The sequence below is a fragment of the Viridibacillus sp. NPDC093762 genome (assembly GCF_050279675.1).
In the GTDB taxonomy this organism is placed as follows: Bacteria; Bacillota; Bacilli; order Bacillales_A; family Planococcaceae; genus Viridibacillus.
The window spans coordinates 1-20,842 of the sequence record NZ_JBNNUK010000031.1 but is presented as its reverse complement, the minus strand read 5'-3'; the positions used below and the strand labels follow the sequence as shown (position 1 = coordinate 20,842).

General features: G+C 32.3%; 25 protein-coding genes. 7 read left to right on the top strand and 18 right to left on the bottom strand.

Annotated features, from left to right (window positions below):
- Nucleotides 1-172: 172 nt before the first annotated feature.
- The 9 genes from ACQKM9_RS20845 to ACQKM9_RS20805 all read right to left on the bottom strand — a co-directional run bounded on the left by ACQKM9_RS20845 (nucleotide 173) and on the right by ACQKM9_RS20805 (nucleotide 6,692).
- Nucleotides 173-586: a hypothetical protein gene (locus tag ACQKM9_RS20845; protein WP_427736327.1), complete on the bottom strand. Its 414-nt coding sequence runs from the start codon at nucleotides 584-586 to the stop codon at nucleotides 173-175.
- Nucleotides 587-756: 170 nt separating this feature from the next.
- Entirely contained in the window at nucleotides 757-1,626 is an 870-nt protein-coding gene (locus ACQKM9_RS20840) for a phosphotransferase (protein WP_427736326.1), read from the bottom strand.
- Between the two features lie 355 nt (nucleotides 1,627-1,981).
- Nucleotides 1,982-3,007 carry a DUF4179 domain-containing protein gene (locus tag ACQKM9_RS20835; protein ID WP_427736324.1) on the bottom strand — a complete coding sequence of 342 codons (1,026 nt, stop codon included), beginning with the start codon at nucleotides 3,005-3,007 and terminating at the stop codon, nucleotides 1,982-1,984.
- On the bottom strand, nucleotides 3,000-3,533 hold the full coding sequence (locus ACQKM9_RS20830) for a sigma-70 family RNA polymerase sigma factor (protein ID WP_427736323.1): 534 nt from the start codon (nucleotides 3,531-3,533) through the stop codon (nucleotides 3,000-3,002). The genes ACQKM9_RS20835 and ACQKM9_RS20830 overlap by 8 nt, the downstream gene beginning before the upstream one ends.
- A gap of 427 nt (nucleotides 3,534-3,960) precedes the next feature.
- A complete protein-coding gene (locus ACQKM9_RS20825; RefSeq protein WP_427736322.1) occupies nucleotides 3,961-4,305 on the bottom strand; it encodes a hypothetical protein in 345 nt (114 codons plus the stop codon).
- Nucleotides 4,306-4,485: 180 nt separating this feature from the next.
- Nucleotides 4,486-5,016 (bottom strand): SF0329 family protein, encoded by a 531-nt coding sequence (locus ACQKM9_RS20820; protein WP_427736321.1) that lies wholly within the window; start codon nucleotides 5,014-5,016, stop codon nucleotides 4,486-4,488.
- 146 nt (nucleotides 5,017-5,162) lie between these two features.
- On the bottom strand, nucleotides 5,163-5,393 hold the full coding sequence (locus ACQKM9_RS20815) for a hypothetical protein (protein ID WP_427736319.1): 231 nt from the start codon (nucleotides 5,391-5,393) through the stop codon (nucleotides 5,163-5,165).
- Nucleotides 5,394-5,520: 127 nt separating this feature from the next.
- Entirely contained in the window at nucleotides 5,521-5,961 is a 441-nt protein-coding gene (locus ACQKM9_RS20810; RefSeq protein WP_427736317.1) for a hypothetical protein, read from the bottom strand.
- A gap of 260 nt (nucleotides 5,962-6,221) precedes the next feature.
- Nucleotides 6,222-6,692, bottom strand: a complete 471-nt coding sequence (locus ACQKM9_RS20805) for a peptide-methionine (S)-S-oxide reductase (protein WP_427736316.1) — start codon at nucleotides 6,690-6,692, stop codon at nucleotides 6,222-6,224.
- A 371-nt stretch (nucleotides 6,693-7,063) separates the two neighbouring features.
- Between ACQKM9_RS20805 and ACQKM9_RS20800 the strand changes: the two genes are divergently transcribed.
- The 4 genes from ACQKM9_RS20800 (at nucleotide 7,064) to ACQKM9_RS20785 (ending at nucleotide 11,039) form a co-directional block, all read left to right on the top strand.
- The gene (locus tag ACQKM9_RS20800; protein ID WP_427736315.1) at nucleotides 7,064-8,005 is read left to right on the top strand and encodes a hypothetical protein; all 942 of its coding nucleotides are present in this window, start codon (nucleotides 7,064-7,066) and stop codon (nucleotides 8,003-8,005) included.
- Nucleotides 8,006-8,157: 152 nt separating this feature from the next.
- Nucleotides 8,158-8,940 carry an ABC transporter permease gene (locus tag ACQKM9_RS20795; protein ID WP_427736314.1) on the top strand — a complete coding sequence of 261 codons (783 nt, stop codon included), beginning with the start codon at nucleotides 8,158-8,160 and terminating at the stop codon, nucleotides 8,938-8,940.
- Nucleotides 8,928-10,397, top strand: coding sequence for a hypothetical protein (locus ACQKM9_RS20790; protein ID WP_427736313.1), 1,470 nt, complete (start codon nucleotides 8,928-8,930; stop codon nucleotides 10,395-10,397). Before ACQKM9_RS20795 ends, ACQKM9_RS20790 begins: the two co-directional genes overlap by 13 nt.
- 6 nt (nucleotides 10,398-10,403) lie before the next feature.
- Nucleotides 10,404-11,039 (top strand): ABC transporter ATP-binding protein, encoded by a 636-nt coding sequence (locus ACQKM9_RS20785; protein WP_427736312.1) that lies wholly within the window; start codon nucleotides 10,404-10,406, stop codon nucleotides 11,037-11,039.
- Between the two features lie 273 nt (nucleotides 11,040-11,312).
- On the opposite strand, the gene ACQKM9_RS20780 is transcribed toward ACQKM9_RS20785, so the two are convergent.
- The 7 genes from ACQKM9_RS20780 to ACQKM9_RS20750 form a co-directional block, all read right to left on the bottom strand.
- Nucleotides 11,313-11,462 carry a hypothetical protein gene (locus ACQKM9_RS20780; RefSeq protein ID WP_427736310.1) on the bottom strand — a complete coding sequence of 50 codons (150 nt, stop codon included), beginning with the start codon at nucleotides 11,460-11,462 and terminating at the stop codon, nucleotides 11,313-11,315.
- Nucleotides 11,463-11,618: 156 nt separating this feature from the next.
- On the bottom strand, nucleotides 11,619-12,185 hold the full coding sequence (locus ACQKM9_RS20775) for a hypothetical protein (protein WP_427736309.1): 567 nt from the start codon (nucleotides 12,183-12,185) through the stop codon (nucleotides 11,619-11,621).
- A gap of 12 nt (nucleotides 12,186-12,197) precedes the next feature.
- Nucleotides 12,198-12,908 carry a cytochrome c biogenesis CcdA family protein gene (locus ACQKM9_RS20770; protein WP_427736308.1) on the bottom strand — a complete coding sequence of 237 codons (711 nt, stop codon included), beginning with the start codon at nucleotides 12,906-12,908 and terminating at the stop codon, nucleotides 12,198-12,200.
- 633 nt (nucleotides 12,909-13,541) lie between these two features.
- A complete protein-coding gene (locus ACQKM9_RS20765) occupies nucleotides 13,542-14,078 on the bottom strand; it encodes a D-glycero-alpha-D-manno-heptose-1,7-bisphosphate 7-phosphatase (RefSeq protein WP_427736307.1) in 537 nt (178 codons plus the stop codon).
- Between the two features lie 342 nt (nucleotides 14,079-14,420).
- Nucleotides 14,421-15,071: a zf-HC2 domain-containing protein gene (locus tag ACQKM9_RS20760; protein WP_427736306.1), complete on the bottom strand. Its 651-nt coding sequence runs from the start codon at nucleotides 15,069-15,071 to the stop codon at nucleotides 14,421-14,423.
- A gap of 4 nt (nucleotides 15,072-15,075) precedes the next feature.
- Entirely contained in the window at nucleotides 15,076-15,558 is a 483-nt protein-coding gene (locus ACQKM9_RS20755) for an RNA polymerase sigma factor (RefSeq protein ID WP_427736305.1), read from the bottom strand.
- Nucleotides 15,559-15,832: 274 nt separating this feature from the next.
- Nucleotides 15,833-16,354 carry a DinB family protein gene (locus ACQKM9_RS20750; RefSeq protein WP_427736304.1) on the bottom strand — a complete coding sequence of 174 codons (522 nt, stop codon included), beginning with the start codon at nucleotides 16,352-16,354 and terminating at the stop codon, nucleotides 15,833-15,835.
- Between the two features lie 181 nt (nucleotides 16,355-16,535).
- On the opposite strand from ACQKM9_RS20750, the gene ACQKM9_RS20745 reads away from it, so the two are divergent.
- The 3 genes from ACQKM9_RS20745 (at nucleotide 16,536) to ACQKM9_RS20735 (ending at nucleotide 18,785) form a co-directional block, all read left to right on the top strand.
- Nucleotides 16,536-17,051, top strand: coding sequence for a recombinase family protein (locus ACQKM9_RS20745; protein ID WP_427736302.1), 516 nt, complete (start codon nucleotides 16,536-16,538; stop codon nucleotides 17,049-17,051).
- Nucleotides 17,052-17,114: 63 nt separating this feature from the next.
- Nucleotides 17,115-18,077 (top strand): helix-turn-helix transcriptional regulator, encoded by a 963-nt coding sequence (locus ACQKM9_RS20740; RefSeq protein ID WP_427736301.1) that lies wholly within the window; start codon nucleotides 17,115-17,117, stop codon nucleotides 18,075-18,077.
- 75 nt (nucleotides 18,078-18,152) lie between these two features.
- Nucleotides 18,153-18,785 carry a type 1 glutamine amidotransferase family protein gene (locus ACQKM9_RS20735; protein WP_427736299.1) on the top strand — a complete coding sequence of 211 codons (633 nt, stop codon included), beginning with the start codon at nucleotides 18,153-18,155 and terminating at the stop codon, nucleotides 18,783-18,785.
- Nucleotides 18,786-19,122: 337 nt separating this feature from the next.
- Here the strand turns inward: ACQKM9_RS20735 and ACQKM9_RS20730 are convergent, their stop codons facing one another.
- Entirely contained in the window at nucleotides 19,123-19,755 is a 633-nt protein-coding gene (locus ACQKM9_RS20730) for a hypothetical protein (protein ID WP_427736298.1), read from the bottom strand.
- A gap of 291 nt (nucleotides 19,756-20,046) precedes the next feature.
- A complete protein-coding gene (locus ACQKM9_RS20725; protein ID WP_427736296.1) occupies nucleotides 20,047-20,388 on the bottom strand; it encodes a hypothetical protein in 342 nt (113 codons plus the stop codon).
- Nucleotides 20,389-20,842: the final 454 nt, after the last annotated feature.

The window sequence follows — 20,842 nt, the reverse complement described above, 5'->3', positions numbered from 1 at the left end:
TGGGTATATCTGAAATCCATCCTTTAGATATAAATCCAATTTCTAAGCTCAACAATAACCATCCTTTATAGAAATACTTCAAATCCATATTATATTATTTCCATACCGCTATTCCACTAAACTGCCCCTTTAGTTCAATAAGAGAAGAATCCTTATCCCCTAATCTTCACTATCAATTTCTGTACATTTCAATAACTTCTGATTTACCGTTCCACTCCAACACTGCTTCCATCTTTTCATTTTCCTTAATACTAACTTCACAACTGTCATCGTTAGAAGGAGGACCAGTACATTCACTATTACCTGAATGTACATTATTTTCTTCATTGAAAGTCTCTTCATTCACTCCAAATTCAAACCATGAACTCTTTATGTTATATCCAAATATTTCAGGTGCAGGTTCTTTTCCAATGTATTCGATTGAATAGTCTGCCGACCCTCTTTCTTCACTAATCTCAGTTTCGTACATAACAATCCAATTTTTACTTTTTCCATAAAAACTATATTCTTTCCCATCTTGTGAACAAGCACTTAAAGTCAAGGATAAAAAAATAAATACAACGCCTAAAATCTTATGTAATTTCACAGTTGCACCCCTAAATAATATTATTTATATTCTATATTAGCATTATTTACCATTTAAATATAGTTCTTCTTGAACTAACCTGCCCCTTTAGTTGAATAAGAAAAAAGAGCTGTCTATGCAGCTCTTAGATCTTCTACTAAAGCACCCGTTAGTTGAAGAAGAATCACTATTTAGTTAGAGTGAAGATATTTCCTCCATTCTTTCCAGGCTTCCATATAATCATTTAAATCATGCGGATGAACTTTAATACATACTCCAATACGTGTATATAACTGAAAAAGAACTTCATCCAAAAGCCGTTCCTTATTAATAGAATCATTATCCCACAATGGAAATAATGAAAAAAGCGTACTTAAATTTAGACTATCAGGCGAAGAACAAAAAGAATAAGTAAAATCGTATATTTTCGGACCGATTAATGGTGATGGGTCGATGACTCCTTTTAATTTGGTGTCCAAATATACAAAGTTATGTACACCAGTATCTCCATGTAGATAATACTTCTCTTCTTGATCATGATATGATTTTAATTTATTTACCAAAATCTCTATCCTTTTATGGTCTTCACTTGGTAATAAATCTCCTATATTCCTTCGGGCAGACTCCAAACTACTTTGGTTAAATTCTGACCAAGAATTTCTATGTATTCCATCGATTCTACCCCAAGGTGTGTCTTTATCCACTTTCTTGTATTCATTGAATAACTCTTTAATTAAAAGTGTCATCCATTCTATTTTAGAACCTCTATTAAAATGGGTCTCTCCAGAAATATAAGAGTAGGCAATAAATTCTTTTTCATCGTCTGTATAAAGAACATCTGGCAACAATCCTATATCATTATAGGCCACAAGAAAATCCTTAGTTGCAGTGATAATCTCAGGGGTATCTATTTTCATCACATAGGTCGGTATCTCATTATAAAGGAGAGTATATAAAACACCATTAGTTGTACCACTTTTTAACCTCTTCACTTCCAAACCATCATTTATTATCAAACCTTTATTAATTAAAATATCAATAATTTCATTAATTTTTTTCATCTATTACTCCTCAACATTTTATTTTTATCAAACTTTATAAGTTATAAAAAAGTCATCTTACTCAACTATCCTACCTCCTTAGTTAAGTATATTTCTTCACAATCTCACTAAAATTTTAACATAAATATCCAAAAAAGTGTTATTCAATTATATGGCCCGATTGTTGAACAAGCTAATAATTTTTTCTTCAACTAAACTGCTCCGTTAGTTCAATAAAGAAAAAAGAGCTGCATATGCAACTCATGATCTTCAAGTAAAGCACCCGTTAGTTGAATAAGGACTCGTTATTCAACTATCGCGTGTTCGTTAGCTTAAGGTACTTCCGCGATATGAGTAAACCAAACAAATGAGGTCATTATTTACTTTTATTTAAAGGAACGACTAATTCTAATTCCTTTATTTCTTCACTAAAGCCTTCACTATTTGTTCGACTTGGCTTGAGTGTAAATGATTTTGGTATCGTATCCATTGGAGGCAAAGTCAGTACCATATGATGACCATAGTTCCCAACAGCCATGCCTGCTTGTAGTTTCAGTTTATCATATACATGACCATTATCATCGACTACAGAGAAATCAAACCATGGCCAACTATCGTTTTCATCCATTTCAACAGGATAATCAATCGTTAGGTCTATTCTTGTTGATAGAGGTGAAAATGTTACTTTGTCGGCTGTTAATGTATAAACTTTATCAATCGTTTTAGTTGTAGCCTTTGGATAAAACTCAAACATATCGCCTTTTATTTTTTCAAGTGGGAAAGCCACCTTCAATTTGCCCTCATAGCCAAATAAATCTTCTCCATGGACCGCAACCTCAATTTTATCGCCATATTCATTATAATTAGAAAAGGTAAATTGATGATGTTCAATTATTGTATTCGAGTTTATGTCATCTTGCCCTGTTGAACCAATCGCTGGTTTAACTTCTTGTCCATTAATTGTTATATAGCTAAAGCCGGCCGTTTCTTCTTTCATCGAAAGTTCTTTTTGACCTGTGTAAACAACTGTTACGATTATCCGGCTACCATCATAAGCTGCTTCTTTTACAGTCATTGTTAAGCCGTTTTTACTATCCTGTTTATCAATTACTGTCGTAAGTTGATCGTGTTCAATTTTATCTGAGGCAATGTCTCTAAAGTCCTTATAAATCGGACCAATTATAGGGATATTTGATAATGCTTCCGCCATGCCTGTTGAAACAAATCCAGAACCAAGCAAAGATAGGCATAACCCACACGCTACCAAGATTGACCCTTTTGTGGTTCTTCCTACTTTTCTTTTTTTCTCGGCTTGAAAGATAGCCATCTTCTCCCTTGCCATTAGCTTTTCAACAGGTACATTTATGTTGTCGATAGATCGATTGAATTGGTCTTTATTCATAAAGATAGTCCTCCTTTAAAATGGGTCTAAGCTCTTTTTTCGCTCTATTTAAATGTGATTTCACAGTTCCTTCTGGATAATTCATGATGGTGGCAATTTCCTTAATGGACAAATCGTGATAATACCTCAACAAAATAATGGTCTTAACAGTAGGATTTAAAAATTTAAAGGCATCTGATAAATCCATCGAATGCATGATAAAATCAACATTTTCAGAAGCGATTAATTCAGTAAAGATTTCCTCATTATCTGTAGTAAAATGGCGGGACTCTTTCCGAATGAAATCAATCGATTTAAAAACTAGAATTTTTGTAATCCAACTCGAAAAACTTTCAGGTTTTTTTAATGTCTTTATTGAAATATAGGCTGTATAAATTGTTTCTTGATAGACATCAAGAGCATCTTGTTCATTTCTAACATATGCATAGGCTGTTCGGTACAGCTTTTGTCGAACAGAACCAATCAGTTGTTCAAATGCTTCATCATCACCTTTTTTTGCTTTTTTCACTAATTTTGCTAGATCCATTTTGGTTCTCCTCTCCGTTACACAATAAAGTCGTATGAGGAAGTAAATCGGTTGCAAAATAATTAAATGTATTAAAATTGTTATCCATTATCTTTTTCCATTTCCTTTATAAAAAATTATTGTTACTTATATTTGTTGCATGAAAAAAGACCAGGCTCAATACCGATAATCACCTCAATTTGTTACCTGACTCATTAGTTCAATAAGTTCACGTTAATCCTTCTTAGATCAAACCCCTCGTCTTAGTACAGCAAATAAGAAATCCCACTCCTAAATTAACAAAAAAGATCAATTCCTTTAAGGAATCGATCTTTTATTTTAAATGTTCGTTTGTTTTTATAACTCGTTGATTGAACTAAAGCACCCGTTAGTTTAATAAGAACAGCGACGCTTCTTCAACAATCGCACCCGTTTATGTAATAGCAGTTTACTTCTTTTTGTTTGCATGCCTTTTTGCAAATGTAGAAGGGGAAAATGAAACTTTGTATTTCCCTTCAAGTTCCTTCATTACTTTTTCCGTTAGCTTTAATCCTTGTTGATTATGTATTTCTTCAAGTTCAATCCCATTAGGAACTATTCCATCATTAGCCCAATCAATCCACTCACCATATTTTAATATCCATTTTGTTAATTCCGATTGCAGTTCGATGGAAATTGGAACATATGATATTTCAAAGTTACAGAGGCATTTATTACACCATATAGCATCAGCCCCGATATCTGCTTCTACTCTTAAATCATATGTTTCATCACATTTACAGTTTTCAATCATTGCTTTTTCTCTCCTCTTATCTTTTCTCTACTATTTTTTGAGTAACGAGATGATTTCTTTGTTTTGTTCAATTGAACAACAAGTTAAACAACACTATTCAACTAAACTGCCTCTTTAGTTGAAGAAGAAATGAGACGCTTCTTCAAAAATCGCGTACTTATATGGAAAAACCGAGATTTATTAACTAAATCTTATCCCATCAGCATCACACCTTAATTTTAAAAAATATCTAATACACTCATGTTCAGTTTCAATAGATTCACTGAGTTTTTTTAATGTTCTTTTTCCTACTCGTCTATCCATTAAGGAAAGAACTTTTATAATAATGTCAGTAGATTTTATAGAAGTATCTATCGGGGAACTAAGATATTCTTCTACTGCATCAAAAAAGTCATACTGCGCCAAGATTCCCACATCTTTAATCAGTTCATGAGCTTGTATTCCCATTTCTAAGTTATGCTTATGATCATAAATATCGTATTCAACATTTTGCTCTTTTCTAATATCCCATTCTTTTCTGATCATTTCTCTTTCAGCTATGATTGTACACATACTTAATATTTCTTTTTTATCAACTGTAATAACTGCTCTACCTAATTGATCATGGGCTTTTCGGTAGTTAATAATATGAAAATCGATTCGGTTTTTTAATGAATCACACGTAAAACTTTTTAATTGTTTTTTTACTTTACTCCATTTTGGACTATACATTTTTAACCCCTTTATCTCATTCGACAGTATTTTTCGATTTCCTGTTTATAAAAATTAAATGGCCCGATTGTGTTGAACACAAGTTAAACAACATTCTTAAACTAAACTGCCCCTTTAGTTCAACAAGAACATAATAATGATTTTTATCACCACTCAATATTCATATAAATTTCTGAAAGAAGTTTTCCTTCGATTGTTCCATTTTTAAAAAGAGCCTCAGAAGTTTCAAACTCTTTAGTAAAGGAACCTCTGACTCGCGTAAGATAACATGCACCTGGATTATGGCTTATCCAATATTCTTCATTTAGATATGTAAATGAGTATTCTTCCCCAATTGCTATACCTTCTTGGAACTTAATAAACTCTTTTAAAGTCATCTTCCCACCACCTATAAGCTTTTATAAAATTATACCTCTTCTTAAACTAACCTGCCCCGTTAGTTTAATAAGAAAAAGAGATACTTATTAAACAATGGCTTCCGATAACGGAAGATAAAACTATTCTCTATCTTGCAAACAATTTTAATGCTTTTTTAGAAATCAAGGAAATATGGTAAAATAATAAAGCTGCCATGGCTCCAAACATAAGGGAGCCAAATGTCAATAATCCACCAGTACCCCCGTCGGTTAGCAATATAATTGCAGAAAGTACTCCAACAACTAATAAACCACCTGCTACGTATACGAGGAATCCAATAAGATATTTTAAAAATTCATTACGAAACTGGATATTATCAAAATATACATCTACAAAATAAGAATATAATCCTCCTAATAAATAAATAGGAAATGAATAAAAATAATATAGTATAAATAGCCCTTCCAAGGAGTTATAACCAATTCCAGCTTGTTGTTCTGCCACTGGTGTATATTCTAAAAATGCTAAAGACAGAGAAAAGATAAGTGTAGAAAGCACAGAGGTAATAATTTTCTCTAGGATTCCCATTTATTCAACCTCATTCCCATCTATACTAATTATATAAACCTTTATAAAAGGAATTGTTCCACAATATGGCCAAATTGTTGGACACAAGTTAAACAACACTCTTCAACTAAACTGCCCCGTTAGTTCAATAAGAAACGAAACGCTTCTTCAACAATCGCGCTTGATCGTTGAAAATGATTAAACAGTTCTGTTCCCCTTATTATTTGGTAAAGCATTTCTGAAAACTATAGATCTCATAAACCATCTTTTAATATTCTCCCTTACTTATACCTACTTAATATTTCTTCTGGAATATGACAATAATCATTTGGACATCTAGCTAACCTATCTTGATGTTCTTCTGCACTTCTCATATAGTTTGTAAGAGTTAATACTTCAACAACTATAAGGTCATAATCATTTCTCTCACCAAGAAACGCCTTCGCCTCTTTTAAGTGTTCAGGCTTTTCACTATATACTCCTGTTCTGTATTTCTCGCCAACATCCTGTCCTTGTTTATTCAAACTGTATGGATCAATGATTTCAAATAAATATCCCATTAATTCCTTAATTGTTACAACTGTCGGATCAAATCCTGTTTTTACACATTCGGCGTACCCATCATAATCACCTTCAAGTGTATGACTTGTTCCATTAGCTCTTCCTGCTTCTGTAAACTTAACTCCAGGTAAAGTTTTTATAAAAGCTTGTACTCCCCATAAACATCCACCTGCAAAATATATTACTTCCATATTGACTCTCCTCTTTGTTTAAAAAATCAAAAAAAATTCATTCCTAGTAAATAGGAGGAAAAAACTGTAGTTACTAAGTCTACTACACATTAAAATAATGACAAATTTTATTATTCCACATTATGGCCCGATTGTTGAATACAAGTTAAACAAAACTATTGAACTAATCTGCCCCGTTAGTTCAATAGCTCCAACAAAAAAGAACGTTAATCCTTCTTGGATCAACGCCCCCGTTAGTTGAATAAGAAAAAGAGGCACTTATTAAACAATCGCGCCCGATAACGGAAGTTATTTCATTTTTAAAGAAATATATTACTATGTTACAATTAACAACGTTGGACAAAATTGTAAATAATTTATGAGGTGTTTATTTGAATAGAATGTTAATGCTTTTCATTTTATTTGTTACGTTATTTTTTGTGGTAGCATGCACATCAAATAATAATATTAAAGAAATGGAAAGCTCTGTTAATAATGTCACATCTAAAGAGATTAAAAATAATTTAATTTCCTATTACGAAACGATCAATTTAAAAAATGCAATAGAATCTTCTTTCAACAAAAAAGTGTTTAAGAAAAAGGGCTATCCAGATGGTTATGATTTAACCCTTTCTCGTGCGAAGAAAGAAGTCGTTCTTGTGATTAGACCTTATTCTAAAAAGAATTTTAATTATTTAAAAGACGACCTTCAAAGTAATATTGAAGAAGTATTACAATCAAAAAAATACACGGATTATAAAGTTAAAGTTCTTGCTGATTGGAATAAAACTAATCAGACAGAAAAACAAGAGCATGAACAAAAGGTTATTGACGAAATAGCCAATATAATGAAACAAACTTATAAAATAAATGTATTGATAGGAACTAGATATTCAGCTACTGATGGACGCATCGTACAATTAGACTTAATGTTCTATAAAAAGAATAAAGAGATTATTGATCCAAATGAGGTTAACAATTTTCATAAAGAGTTTCTAAAGTTAGCTCAAGAAAAGGGTTTCAATGTTACGGATATACCAATACGTTTTAAAACAAATTTAAAACGAGATTGGGAAATGAAAGTTATGCCATCAATAGATCAAGGGTTGAAAGAAATAAATGATCTCAAAGTTACATCTACTACTATAATAGATGATCAGAATCCCATTATTATTAATACTTCCATTGACAGTATAGATAAAAAGGCTAAAGAAATAGGAAAACGTATAGAAGAACTCACAAATGAATTTTTTCAATATACACAAATAAACAAATCACTTTCAGGTCCTTATGAAATTCATGTTCTAAGTAAAGATAATAAGAAAATAAATTAACCAATAAAAAGGGTTCTTTAATTAGAAGATCCTTTTTTATTGGTTATAAAACTAACCTACTGCCAGTTCACAGAATTTTGATCAAACTTTTTTCTGTGTAGCTGGTAAACTTCTTCATGGCGATAATAAAATAGATGGAAGGGGAGAGAGAGATGTTAAAACAACAAATAGGGGTTGAATTTAAGCAAATATTTACGTTTAATAGGGTTCTAACTTGGTTTCTTATTATTACTTTACCTGTATGGATACAATACTTAATAATCCAAGATGGCTATTCCTTCACTGACAATATCGATCTCTACGGGCGTTTGCTCAACGGTATTGGTGCAATGATTTTCCCGATTTTAGTATTATTCGTTTTTGCGGATACAATAATTCATGAAAGAAATAATAATTATTTAACATATACCAAGATACGAATAGATTTTAATACATATTTGAACGCTAAAATCATGGTAAATACACTTCTTTCATTTGGGGTTTCATTTTTATATGCGTTTTTACCGTTCTTGTTTGCTCAATATATAAACCCTCAAGTTGCATTTATCTCAAATGTTGGGGTTAGTGGGAATCTGCATGGTACGGTAACTTTCGATCAATTATTAGTTTTCGGGCCTTTTGTGTATGGATTTATATACTCCCTCTGGGTAGGTATCAATGGAGTTTTATATGCTACTTTGCCTTTAATCTTATGCCTGATCTTAGATAATGCATTTGTTGCTTTATCGATACCAGTTGTATGGTATCAAGGTATGAGCTTTGTCTCTGCTGTGTTAGGTATTTCAAAGTTTGCACCATTATATACAATTTTCCCGTACTCTATAATCCAACAAGAATTATGGACTGTATTTGTACCATTTACGATTTTATTAATAACTGTGATAGTGAGTTATGTATATCTTAAGAAAAGGAATTCGACAGAATGGTCATTTTGAGAATTCTTATTAATGAGTTGCTGCAGTTAAGATGGATTATATTAGGTTTTGTTACTTTTATCTATTGTTTTGGAATTAGAAAAACAATTATCGAAAGTAATGCATCCGTTAATGCTTGGGATCTGCTAATTACATTATTAAGTGATGTTAACTTGATTATTTATTTCGTTTTACCATTCCTCTTATATTTCAATGTGACTTTTTTAGTAAAGGACTTTGAATATCATTTATTGATCAGATTAGGCTCATATAAAAAGTGGGTACTCATGGTTTCTAAGAAAATTCTAATGTATTTAGCTATGACGATTATCGTTTGGTTATTAGTTGCATTCATCATGACTATAGGGTTCCCCTTTGCAAACGAATGGAGTTCAGGAAGTAACTTACTTGAACCTACTGCCATTATGAGACAGTATTTTGATTTCCCTGTTCTTGCTCTTATATATCAAATAGTTATGTTCTTTATTACGACATTAATTATTTTAGCTTCGGTTACTACTATATATGTCTTTCTTCAGTCGTGGAGATGGATAAGCTTCATTGTTACGATTTTATATATATTTTCTTTTGTATCCTGGAAGCTTTTCCCTGAGAACTTAGCGAAATTGTCTTTATCAAACTATGTCGCTATGTTTCAAACATTAAATCTTTGGAAAACCACATTCACTATCCCTTTAATCGCAATCTTTTCGCTTGGATTAATCTATCTAGCCTTGCAATTTAAAGATGGAAAACAAAAAGTCAGCTTTACTGCTTTTCAGACGGGCATCGCCGTATATCTTTCTGTATTAGTATTAGGAACTTACTTTATGGCAGACAGCCGAAGTAATACTGTAATTGATCTATTTCTCCTTAATTTTTTCGGTACATCATCTGAGGGTTATACTCTCTTGTCGTATATGTATTACATAGTAGTATTCTTCGGCTTTTTATATCTGGCACAAGTCTATTTAGCAAGAGAATTTTCAGAGTTGAGCTACTACAAAATTATTCGCTACACGTCTATGTTTAAATGGATGGGCGAATGGTTCCGTAATATTTTATTAATGGCAATAATGTATTTGATTTTTATATTTATATTGACTTTAACAGTGGCATATTTTAAAGGCATGGAATTTTCCTTACGAGTGACAGTAGTGGAAGATATGAACATTACTTCTCTGCTATATCACTTTTTTATCAATGGCTTTCTACAAATAAGCATTTACCTTCTGCTGTTGATTACGTTACAAATAGTTTTAAAAAGCAGTTCAACCAATTTGGTTACAATAGGCATCTTTATCGCATTATTATTCCCTGGTTATAAATACATTCCAGTGGGTTTAAATGGGTACAGCCATTTGATATATGGCACATCACCAATGACTATATCATTGTATTTGATCCTCATAGTTTTGGTTGAAGGGATATGTTTATTTTATTTACTTAACAAAAAATATGTATTTGAGGGAGTATGACTATAAATGAGCCTTATTGAAGTGAAAAATGTCCAAAAGTCCTATAAGGACTTAACTATATTTCAAGATATAGATTTAACTATTGAAAAAGGAAAAATATACGGAATTGTAGGTCCTAACGGCTCTGGAAAATCTGTATTATTTAAGTTGATTTGTGGATTTGTTAGACCCGATCACGGTGAAATATTAATTGGAGGAGAATATTTACATAAGGATATTACTTTTCCAAAGAACTTTGGAATCATAATTGATAGGCCAGGATATCTAGGAAATAAAACGGGTTTTGAAAATCTAAAATCTCTGGCCATGATACAGAATAAAATTGATGATGAGCAAATCATTAAAACAATGAACTTAGTTGGACTTCAGCCTACAGCTGAACAGAAAGTACGGAAGTATTCATTAGGTATGAAGCAGAAGCTGGCTTTAGCACAAGCCTTCATGGAAAATCAAGAAGTGTTAATATTAGATGAACCATTTAATGCTTTAGATTTTGAAAGTGTAGAAAAATTACGTAGTCTCTTACTTAATTATAAAAAGGAAGGGAAAACAATTATTATGACCAGTCATAATCAAGAGGATATCGATCTTCTTTGTGATGAAGTCTATAGAATAAATAAATTTAAGTTAGAGAAGTTGTAATAGTAATATTATTAACTATTTTGAAAATTAATCTGAGGTTGCAATTAGAGGGATTAACTTCCGAAAACTGTATGGAAATAGACATGTTATACTAAAAATGCACAACACAAATAACCTATAACCCTCCCCCCTAAAAGTTAGACACGGTTATTTCATTAGGTAGCTTGAGTAAAATGAGTTCTGTATTGTACCGGACTCATCGTCTACTTTCAATAGGACCAGATTACTCCCCCTCAGCCCAACGCCTTTCGCAAAAAAAATAAAAAGACAATATCATTCTAGTTCAGAAGCTAAAAACACAAAATCTTCGGCAACTGAATCTCTCTCTGGTAAATCTGCAATTTTTAATATAATGAGAAAATCCAGTATAATGCTAACAACTGTCAGATTTTGTACGACTATAGATTTAGGAATCACATTCATGTTTATCCACCGATTTATTTCATTTATATTGACTTGACCTTAATTAATAACACGTTCCTCTCCATACTTTTCAATGAGTGCATTAATATCCCATACCGCATTTTTGGAAATCTTATTAATACTTCCAACTTGTGGTTTCTGCTTAAATCAAATTATTTAGCGAAGTATCTCTACCTTTACCTTTAGTTTTATATCTATAGGAGACTCTTCCTCTTCTACAACGCAATATATAACATAATCGCCTTCGGGTAATCCATCAAATAACTGTTCATAACTTTCTTTACTTTTTAAAACACCATTTGCTACATCTGTTTCCTTATCTGCATCTAGAATTTTGTATAAAAAGCTTTCAGTTCCAGTATTTACTAAGGATATTTTCAATGGATCTCTACCAGCATATGTAAAATTAAACATACTTTCACCTATAGGAGACGCTATCTCTTGATCAATCATACGAGGGAAAGTATTTTCTATTGGTTCTTCGTCTTTCTCCTTCTGAGTGGTATCTAAGACAACAGGTTCATCCTTTGCAACTCCTTTTCCTTTATAATCTGACAATTTACACTTCACACCATCTAAATCTTCAAGAACAAAATCCGGTGAAACATCACCAACTTTTACTAATTGATTAGTATCTTTTGTGAAAGTATTATAAATGGTATAACTAATGCCGAAAACCATAATTGCTAAGATAAGAGTTCGAAAAACAGTTCTTTTTCTCATATCTGTTCCTCCTTAAAACCCAATAAAATCACCAAAAATTGGCGCTAAAATTCTGTTGAAAATATTCATTTGATCAAAAAATAAGACAACCCCAACAACAATCATTACTACGCCACCAATCTTCATAATAATTGGACTGAATTTACGAATCCAATTCAAACGTGAGACAAAAAAGGCCAGTGTGAAGAATGGGATACTGAATCCTAAAATGTAAGCAACCATATACCATATACCTTGTTCAGGATTTTTACCAACTAAAGTAAGAATAGAACCAAGAATTGGGCCAGTGCATGGGGTCCATCCAGCGGCAAAAGCAAGACCTATCAACATTGAGCCAAAATATCCGGATGGTCGATTTTTAAGTTGCACTCTATGCTCTTTCATTAAAAAACTTGGTTTTAACACCCCAAGAACTACGAATCCGAATATAACTATTAATATCGAGCCAACTTGCTGAATTAAATCTTCAAACTGCAAAAACCATGCCTTGAATGCTGATGCACTAAAGCCTAGTACTAAATAAATAACCGAAAAGCCGATAATAAAAAAAGCTGTATGTAGAATTGCTTTTTTTTGCTGAAACCCTATGCCATTCTTCAATTCTGAAACGCTCATCCCAGTAATGTAAGAAAGAAAAGCAGGATACAAAGGAAAGACACACGGTGAAATAAAGCTTAATAAACCTGCACCAAAAGAAAACCACAAATTTAAGTCTGTACTCATTTGAACATCTCCTACGTGTAATATAAATGATTATAAAGTTATTTTATAAATAACCCACACGTTGTAATTATTGCATATTATATCTAAATATGGAATTAATTTCATTAATAATTAATAGGGTTTCAAAATAATAAGGCTTTTATGTTCATACTTTTTATTGTTGGTAAGTAGTATTAACGTTAAATCTAAATTCTGGGTTTTTATAGCCCTCAATAGTATCGTTTGCCATTTTCACAAGTTCGACAAGCTGTGATTTTCTTAAATCACGACCATTTTCAGCATGGTGGTAGGGGTACCCCTACCACCTAAATCAAAATCATCTATTCCATTGAAATTCTTTTAAAAGTACTTGACTGGAGGTAAGAAAAGAGCTGTCTGAACAGCTCAACGATCTTTTACTAAAGCACCCGATTGTTGAACAGAACTAGATAAGATTATTAAACTAAGCTCATCGTTCGTTCAATAAAACTCCAACCAAAATAACTTTTGTCATTAAAAAAAAACAATGAAAAAGAACGGATTCCACCGCTTGGAATCCGTTCTTCTTTCATTCATTATATTAGCTCTAACCCGTGACCACTTCACAATGCGTTGAGATAAAAACACCCATAATGGATAATTTTCCACTGTGGGTTATTTCTTATCATTTTTAATATCACGAATAATCCATTGTACTGCCTCTTTTAAATTTATACACACTGCATTTGCTAATGGATCACTCTCACCAATAAAAACGGTTCTTGTACCTGCTTTTTTACCTGCCTGAATATCCGTATCAGTATCTCCAACCATATATGATTTTTCAAGATCAATTTTGTGTTTTTCTCCTAAATCTAAAATCATTTTGCTATTTGGTTTTCTACATTCACACCCAGCCTTTGGTTTATGCGGACAATAGGCAACCTCATGAATCGTTGCTCCCTTTTTCTCCAGTTCAGCCACCATATAGTCATGAATTGTACGTAACTGCTTTTCCTTCATATAACCTAATCCAATTCCACCTTGATTTGTTACGACAAACACATAATCAAAATACTCATTTAAACTTTTAATTGCTTCTTCTACACCAGGTAAAAAATAAAATTGATTCGGTTCGTTTACAAATTTCACTCGATCAGTTAGTACTTCATTTATTACTCCATCTCGATCTAAAAACACTGCTCTTTTCAATCTCATCACACCTTTAATTTTTAATATTACTTTTATTATGTTAAAAATTATCGGCTTTAAGCAGTCTTATTTCAGATATCCACTAATCCCCATAATAAAATCCATCCATGAATTATTTAATAAATTGTTATTCCATTAAATTGCCCGATTGTTGAACAAAAGTTAAATAACGCTCTTCAACTAATCTGCTGCGTTAGTTCAATTAGAAAAAAGAGCTGCATATGCAACTCAATGATCTTCAAGTAAAGCACCCATTAGTTGAAGATGAAAAGTGAAGCTTATTAAACAATCTCGCCCGATTGCGGTATAACCTCCAGGCTCCTAGTCCTTACATTTTTTTCTTTATTCAGTATCATACAAGTCTTTTATGGGTATTACATCAGTTTTATCTTTATATTGTATAGATACTCTATCATCATCTGTTAGCTTTTTTTCCTTGCCATTGTCCAGTAATAATGTGTTTTCATCTAAAAATGTATAAGTTATATTAACCCCATCTTGTAAGAGTTTTGCTGGTGTAGAGAAATCGTTTCTTTTTTCATAAACAAATATAGTATCTGTGTATCCTTCATCTGTTTTTGCATCTGTTGTTATTATATAATGATTGTCTTTTTTAGCTTTGAATGACAGTGTAACGGCTGTGTCGTGGTTTTGAATATTCGTTTCAACATTACCGGAATTTGCCAACCACATATTTACAAACACGAAGTAATAAGCAGTTATCAAAGCGAGAAATATTGCTAGTAATGATGATACGATAACTAAGGTTCTTTTTCTGTTTTTGGTACGTACCTTTTTAAAATAATCGATACTCCTTTTGTCCTTTTTCTCTTCATTCTCATCGTCCAAAAATAAATCTTCTTTCATTTTGTTTAAATAATCTCGACATTCTTCGCATTGATTCATATGTTCTTCTATCTGTTCGTTTGTTTCTTCACTTGTTAATTTGTCAATATAAGCAGGAGCTAAATCCCTACACACGCTATGTTTCATAACCTTACTCACCCTTTCTTAGTTCAAGTTTTGCCCTATAAAAAGTTATCCTTGCCCAGTTCTCTGTTCTCTCAAAAATTGAACCAATTTCTTTGAACGATAAATCACCCAACAATCTTAAATAAAGTATTTCTCGTTTATTCTCATCAAGTTGATGAGCCTTTTTAAAAAACATAACTTTATCCTCATTTTTTATATACTCATCTTCTAAATCGTAAAAAGTTGTATTTTCACTCTTTAATGATTCATTCAATTTTTGGTTTTTATTTTTTTGGGTCAATTCTTGTAGCCAAACGTTTTTAGCAATAGCACAAAGCCACGTGGAGAACTTGGCTTTACCATTATCGTGAAAATTATTAATGGATTTGATAGCTTGATAAAATGTTTCTTGTGTTAATTCCTCTGCTAAATCAAGGCTGTTTGTTAACGTTAATAAGTATTTAAAAATAAAATCCCCATATTCTTGATATATATTGTCTTTATCCACTGCTACCCTCCCTTTTCCGTTTGACCATTCACCTATGTATCATAAAATTATCGATTTCGTTACAACTTTTTTAAATTTCCATCGTGCATCATATCTAAATTAAAAAACTGCATCTTTATAACAGATGCAGATATTCACTTATTCAATTAATTGGCCCAATTGTTGAACAGAAGTTAAACAACACTCTTGAACTAACCTGCCTCGTTAGTTCAATAAAGAAAAAGGACGCAACTCAATGATCTACAAGTAAAGCACCCGTTAGTTGAATAAGATTTCAGTTATTATTTAACAACAGTCGCTTAATTGTTCTTATCTGTCCACGGTGGTTAATTTCTTCCTCCAGAACGTGAAACCAAATATAGTAATTATTATAAGGGACACCATTTTCCCATTTGTTTTCTTCGTATAACCAGTTATCTTTCTTAGAACTTAGCCGTGTTAATGTATTTTCTCTAATTTGAGATAATTCATTCAAGTAATAATTAAGGGATAATCCTTTAGTTTCAGCTCTTGCTTTTTCTCCAAGTTCTAATGCCGTTCCCCATTTCATAAGTTCACTCTTATTTAAATCTCTATTTTCAAATGAAATAATTTGATGAACAAATTCAATTGAAGCGATATGTAATAATAGAGAACCAATAGAGTTTGAACTAGTATTCGGTAAATAATCTAAATCAATCTGTTTAAGTTCCGAAATTTCATTTAATGTTACACTTCTTGAATGTTCAAGCATTGACACCAATTCCCCAATTTTCCCACTAAACTTTTCTATTGGTCGTATTCTGTAATCAATCATAACTCTTCCTCCAATCAACTCTACTTCTAAGACTAACAATAAAATGGAGTAATTAAAGACTGATAATTTGTTACAGACAATGATATAATTTAATTATACATACATAAAAGGGCAAACTGATTTTTTCAGGTTGCCTTTTTTTGTTCTTCTTGTAGTAAACTGCCCCGGAAAAGAGCTGCATATGCAAGTTAATGATCTTCAAGTAAAGCCCCCTTTTGAAGAAAAAGTTCCCGGAGCAACAAAAGATCGTGAGCAACTTCAAAAAATGTTAGAGGATATACAAGAAGGTGACATCATTTATGTTTCGGACTTAACTCGGATTACTCGTAGTACACAAGATTTATTTGAATTAATCGATAACATACGGAGTAAAAAGGCAAATTTAAAATCCTTAAAAGATACATGGCTAGATTTATCAGAAGATAATCCCTACAGCCAATTCTTAATTACGGTTATGGCGGGGGGAAACCAATTAGAACGTGATCTTATCCGTATGCGGCAGCGTGAAGGGATTGAACTGGCTAAGAAAGAAGGAAAGTTTAAAGGTCGGTTAAAGAAGTACCATAAAAATCATGCAGGAATGAATTATGCAGTAAAGCTTTATAAAGAGGGAGAAATGACTGTAAATCAAATTTGTGAAATCACAAATTTGTCTAGGGCCTCATTATATAGAAAGCTATCGGAAAGGAACATTTGATGAGATATACCAAAAATCGGAAATATGTAATAGAAAATAAATTCCATATAGAGGTGGAATTATATGCCTAAAATTGACAATATGTTAGCAATTCTATGGATGCTTCGTTCGGGTGAAAAAATTACTGCAAAACAAATTTCAGAAAAGTTAGAGATGAATATAAGGACTGTGTATCGTTATATTGATACAATTTCAACAAGTGGCGTACCTATAATTTCAGAACCAGGACATAACGGTGGATACACATTATTAAACAATTTTATTGAGGCTCCTCTTTTTTTTGATTTTGAAGAGCAAACTTCACTATTTCACGCTGCTGTTTTTGCAGAAGAAGCCGGATATTATGGAGGGGAAGCACTAAATAGGGCCATTTCAAAACTAAGTAAATACTCAAATCAAGAGCAGGAAACAAAGATAAACCAACATTTAACTAGTCTTGAAGTAATAAGTCGATTAAGTTCACTCTCTATGGAACCTTTTTTGAAGGAGTTGGAGCAGGCTGTAGCTGACGGGTACTCAGTAAAAATTCTTTACCATAAAAATGGCGAAAAGCAATTAAATTATAGATTGGTCGATCCGTACAGAATTATCTATTGGAATAATAAGTGGTATGTGATTGGATTTTGTCATCTTAGGAATGATATCCGTAGTTTTAGAGTAGATCGAATTGAAAGTCTAATGCTAACCGAAAATAAGTTTAACCGGCCAGAAAATTTTTCAGCACGTGACTTTTTTATGAAAAACCTCCTTCCAACTATAGAAGATAAGGAAGGGATTACTTCTTTAGTTATTAATGGAAATGAAAGTACGCTGAATGATGTTTGCCAACATTGGTTTTTAGGACATTATTTACATGAACGAAATTCAAATCAAGCAGTTTTCCTTCTTGAAAAAGATATAGTACATACATATATACCTTATTTACTTTTACCGTACGGTAAATCTATTCAAATTATCGAGCCAATAAGTCTAAAGAAAAGACTTATTGAAGTTCTATCGGAATTAATAAAATTTCATCAAGTATGATAACTTCCCTGACGTTAGCTGTCAGGGAAGTTAAATTATAATTGCTATATAAATTGTGATTGGGAGTGTTATTGGATGCAAACAAAAAAAGTTTATCTATATGTATTTAACACAATGTCAGACTGGGAATATGGATATTTAATTGCCGAACTAAACACAGGAAGATATTTCAAAAAAGATATAGTACCTTTAAAAGTAGTTACAGTAGGAGCTAATAAAGAAATGATTACTACGATGGGGGGACTGAGCATAAAACCAGATATTTCCCTTGATGAGTGTACTCTTGAGAGTAAAGATCTTTTAGTTTTGCCTGGAGGGACTACTTGGGGAGAAGTTATTCATCAACCAATCATGAAAAAAATTGGCGAAGCCTTAAAGCTTGGCACTATTGTTGCTGCAATTTGTGGTGCAACTGAGGCCCTTGCGAATATGGGATACCTAGATTCTAGAAAGCATACAAGCAATGGCTTAGAGTATATTAAAATGGTTTGTCCTAATTATAAAGGAGAAAAATTTCATGAGATGGGACCTGCGGTATCTGGTGAGAATTTGGTTACTGCATCAGGAGTAGCTCCTCTGGAATTTGCGATGGAAGTACTGAAAAAATTAGATGTATTTGCACCAGATACATTACATTCATGGTATAACCTAAATAAGACTCACAAACCTGAATACTTCTTCCAGTTAATGAATTCAATAAATAGATGAGTTAAAAAAATCAACTTAGCAGATTTATATTAGTTTAAATAAAAACCATGCTTTAGACAATGTCAAAGCATGGTTTTTGAATATAACTTAAAAATGCTTATGGAGTAATGAAAATTCCTTAACGTTGTAAATCCGCATTTTCCTGACGGTACCCCAATTAGAAAAAAGAGCTGCATATGCAACTCAATGATCTTCAAGTAAAGCCCCGCGTTAGTTGAAGAAGAAAAGTGAAGCTTATTCAACAATCGCACCCGATTGTTGAATATCATTGTTTATATTCTATTGTTTCACTAAGTATACTCTTAGTTATGTTATATATATTTCTATCACTTATGGCTTATAAAGCTTTCATTTTTGTTTGATTGGTTAGTTCTCTTTTACCAATAGCAGAAAGTAAATATCCTCCCAGCCATACAAATCCTATACCTGTAATGGCTCCTCCAATGACAGTGATGATTCCTTCAGCATTTGGTATAATAGTAGCCAAAGCAAAAACAAGCGTTCCTACTATTAAGCATAATCCACCCATACGAGGAAGAATACCTTCTTTCATCACCGAAATTCCAACTAGAATCATACCTAAAACGAAAAACAATGGTCCAACTGTATATATAATGCCTGAAACGCCTTCATCAAAAATAGGTTTTACATTCACCCCAGAAACACCTGCTATTTCTACAAATACAACTGCCGTTACACAAGTCGTACCAATCAGACCCAACAACATTCCTAGATTACCCAACAGTCCATTTTTTTTACCCTGTGCCTCAAATAATCCTATAAAAGCAAAGCTAAGACCTAGGTGACCAAATAATACTAAGCTTTGACCAAAAACAGTTCCATCATCTGCCTCCCCTAATAGGTTAATCAAATGTCCGATTCCTAAGAATAAACCAGATATAACACTTGCGAATCCTCCGACAGATTTAAATAAAAGTGTGGGATACATTATGAATTTCCTTCCTTTCATGAATTTACCTCTTGTGCTTAAGTTTACATAAAATAGGTTTACATTTACATTAGTTCTTAAATTAACCACAATTTCGATGTAATATTTTAATATAAATTTCTGTTTGTATTACAAACGTTCCTCAACAATCTGGCCCGATTGTTGAACACAAGTTAAACAATACTCTTCAACTAACCTGCCCCGTTAATTGAAGAAGAAAAAGGCTCTACTCCTTATTGAAGTAAAGCACCCGTTTGTTTAAGTGTATTTATTCACATAGAACTATCCAAAATAGTTCTATGTATGCAAGTTCTAATAATCTAACTGCTTTAAGCTCAATAATAAACCATCATCTGTAATCTTTTTAACCTTGAATGAATTTAACTTTCTGTCAATTTTTTTATCCATTTTATCTGCATTACTGAATGAATTTCTTACTGCATCTATTGCATAATTAAGAATTGATAACACACCTGCACTTCCTAATGCCACTCCTATACTTTCGTTCTCTGGAAGATGAATATCCATAATCTTTCTTACTTCTTTATAATAGTCTCCTTTAATAAGGATATATTCAGATTTTGCCTCTAAACCTGCTAATAACTCAGTTCGATTATGTGCTTCATAAGCTTCTATACCATTCACTTTGTACATAAAAAATCCACCTTTCAAGTGTCATAATAATTATACGAATATAAACAAACTAAAATTCCGCTTTTTTCTAATTTTATTTATTCGACTAAACTGCCTCTATAAACATTGATGTATCAACGGTTTTCAACACTTCGTGTTGTAATGAAAATATTTTTCCATCTCTTTTGTAAACAGATGATTGAATTTATAGTTTTTATTACCAAATTGAGCGTACGCTTCGCTAAAACTAATGAAAATCATTAGCTTTTTTATCCACTATTTGATGCACAATGGATCTCTGCGATACTTATGAAGACGTACCCTCCCATGTCTCTTAGCGTCAGTGCGCTTACATTCCTTCGTTCGGTCTATTCATAAGTCAGAGGCCTGCTAAGCTGCCCCGGGGACTCTTGGTCTAAGTTTAGTTATGTTGCCGGCTTCTCCGTGTCATCCTTCTTGTTATAGTTCGATGGAA

What these genes read in the sequence shown, in the direction of transcription:
- ACQKM9_RS20840 (WP_427736326.1), bottom strand. Translation starts at nt 1,626, where the DNA reads ATGAAAAAAATTAATGAAATTATTGATATTTTAATTAATAAAGGTTTG.
- ACQKM9_RS20835 (WP_427736324.1), bottom strand. Translation starts at nt 3,007, where the DNA reads ATGAATAAAGACCAATTCAATCGATCTATCGACAACATAAATGTACCT.
- ACQKM9_RS20830 (WP_427736323.1), bottom strand. Translation starts at nt 3,533, where the DNA reads ATGGATCTAGCAAAATTAGTGAAAAAAGCAAAAAAAGGTGATGATGAA.
- ACQKM9_RS20825 (WP_427736322.1), bottom strand. Translation starts at nt 4,305, where the DNA reads ATGATTGAAAACTGTAAATGTGATGAAACATATGATTTAAGAGTAGAA.
- ACQKM9_RS20820 (WP_427736321.1), bottom strand. Translation starts at nt 5,016, where the DNA reads ATGTATAGTCCAAAATGGAGTAAAGTAAAAAAACAATTAAAAAGTTTT.
- ACQKM9_RS20815 (WP_427736319.1), bottom strand. Translation starts at nt 5,393, where the DNA reads ATGACTTTAAAAGAGTTTATTAAGTTCCAAGAAGGTATAGCAATTGGG.
- ACQKM9_RS20810 (WP_427736317.1), bottom strand. Translation starts at nt 5,961, where the DNA reads ATGGGAATCCTAGAGAAAATTATTACCTCTGTGCTTTCTACACTTATC.
- ACQKM9_RS20805 (WP_427736316.1), bottom strand. Translation starts at nt 6,692, where the DNA reads ATGGAAGTAATATATTTTGCAGGTGGATGTTTATGGGGAGTACAAGCT.
- ACQKM9_RS20795 (WP_427736314.1), top strand. Translation starts at nt 8,158, where the DNA reads ATGTTAAAACAACAAATAGGGGTTGAATTTAAGCAAATATTTACGTTT.
- ACQKM9_RS20790 (WP_427736313.1), top strand. Translation starts at nt 8,928, where the DNA reads ATGGTCATTTTGAGAATTCTTATTAATGAGTTGCTGCAGTTAAGATGG.
- ACQKM9_RS20785 (WP_427736312.1), top strand. Translation starts at nt 10,404, where the DNA reads ATGAGCCTTATTGAAGTGAAAAATGTCCAAAAGTCCTATAAGGACTTA.
- ACQKM9_RS20780 (WP_427736310.1), bottom strand. Translation starts at nt 11,462, where the DNA reads ATGAATGTGATTCCTAAATCTATAGTCGTACAAAATCTGACAGTTGTT.
- ACQKM9_RS20775 (WP_427736309.1), bottom strand. Translation starts at nt 12,185, where the DNA reads ATGAGAAAAAGAACTGTTTTTCGAACTCTTATCTTAGCAATTATGGTT.
- ACQKM9_RS20770 (WP_427736308.1), bottom strand. Translation starts at nt 12,908, where the DNA reads ATGAGTACAGACTTAAATTTGTGGTTTTCTTTTGGTGCAGGTTTATTA.
- ACQKM9_RS20760 (WP_427736306.1), bottom strand. Translation starts at nt 15,071, where the DNA reads ATGAAACATAGCGTGTGTAGGGATTTAGCTCCTGCTTATATTGACAAA.
- ACQKM9_RS20750 (WP_427736304.1), bottom strand. Translation starts at nt 16,354, where the DNA reads ATGATTGATTACAGAATACGACCAATAGAAAAGTTTAGTGGGAAAATT.
- ACQKM9_RS20745 (WP_427736302.1), top strand. Translation starts at nt 16,536, where the DNA reads ATGCAAGTTAATGATCTTCAAGTAAAGCCCCCTTTTGAAGAAAAAGTT.
- ACQKM9_RS20740 (WP_427736301.1), top strand. Translation starts at nt 17,115, where the DNA reads ATGCCTAAAATTGACAATATGTTAGCAATTCTATGGATGCTTCGTTCG.
- ACQKM9_RS20735 (WP_427736299.1), top strand. Translation starts at nt 18,153, where the DNA reads ATGCAAACAAAAAAAGTTTATCTATATGTATTTAACACAATGTCAGAC.
- ACQKM9_RS20730 (WP_427736298.1), bottom strand. Translation starts at nt 19,755, where the DNA reads ATGAAAGGAAGGAAATTCATAATGTATCCCACACTTTTATTTAAATCT.
- ACQKM9_RS20725 (WP_427736296.1), bottom strand. Translation starts at nt 20,388, where the DNA reads ATGTACAAAGTGAATGGTATAGAAGCTTATGAAGCACATAATCGAACT.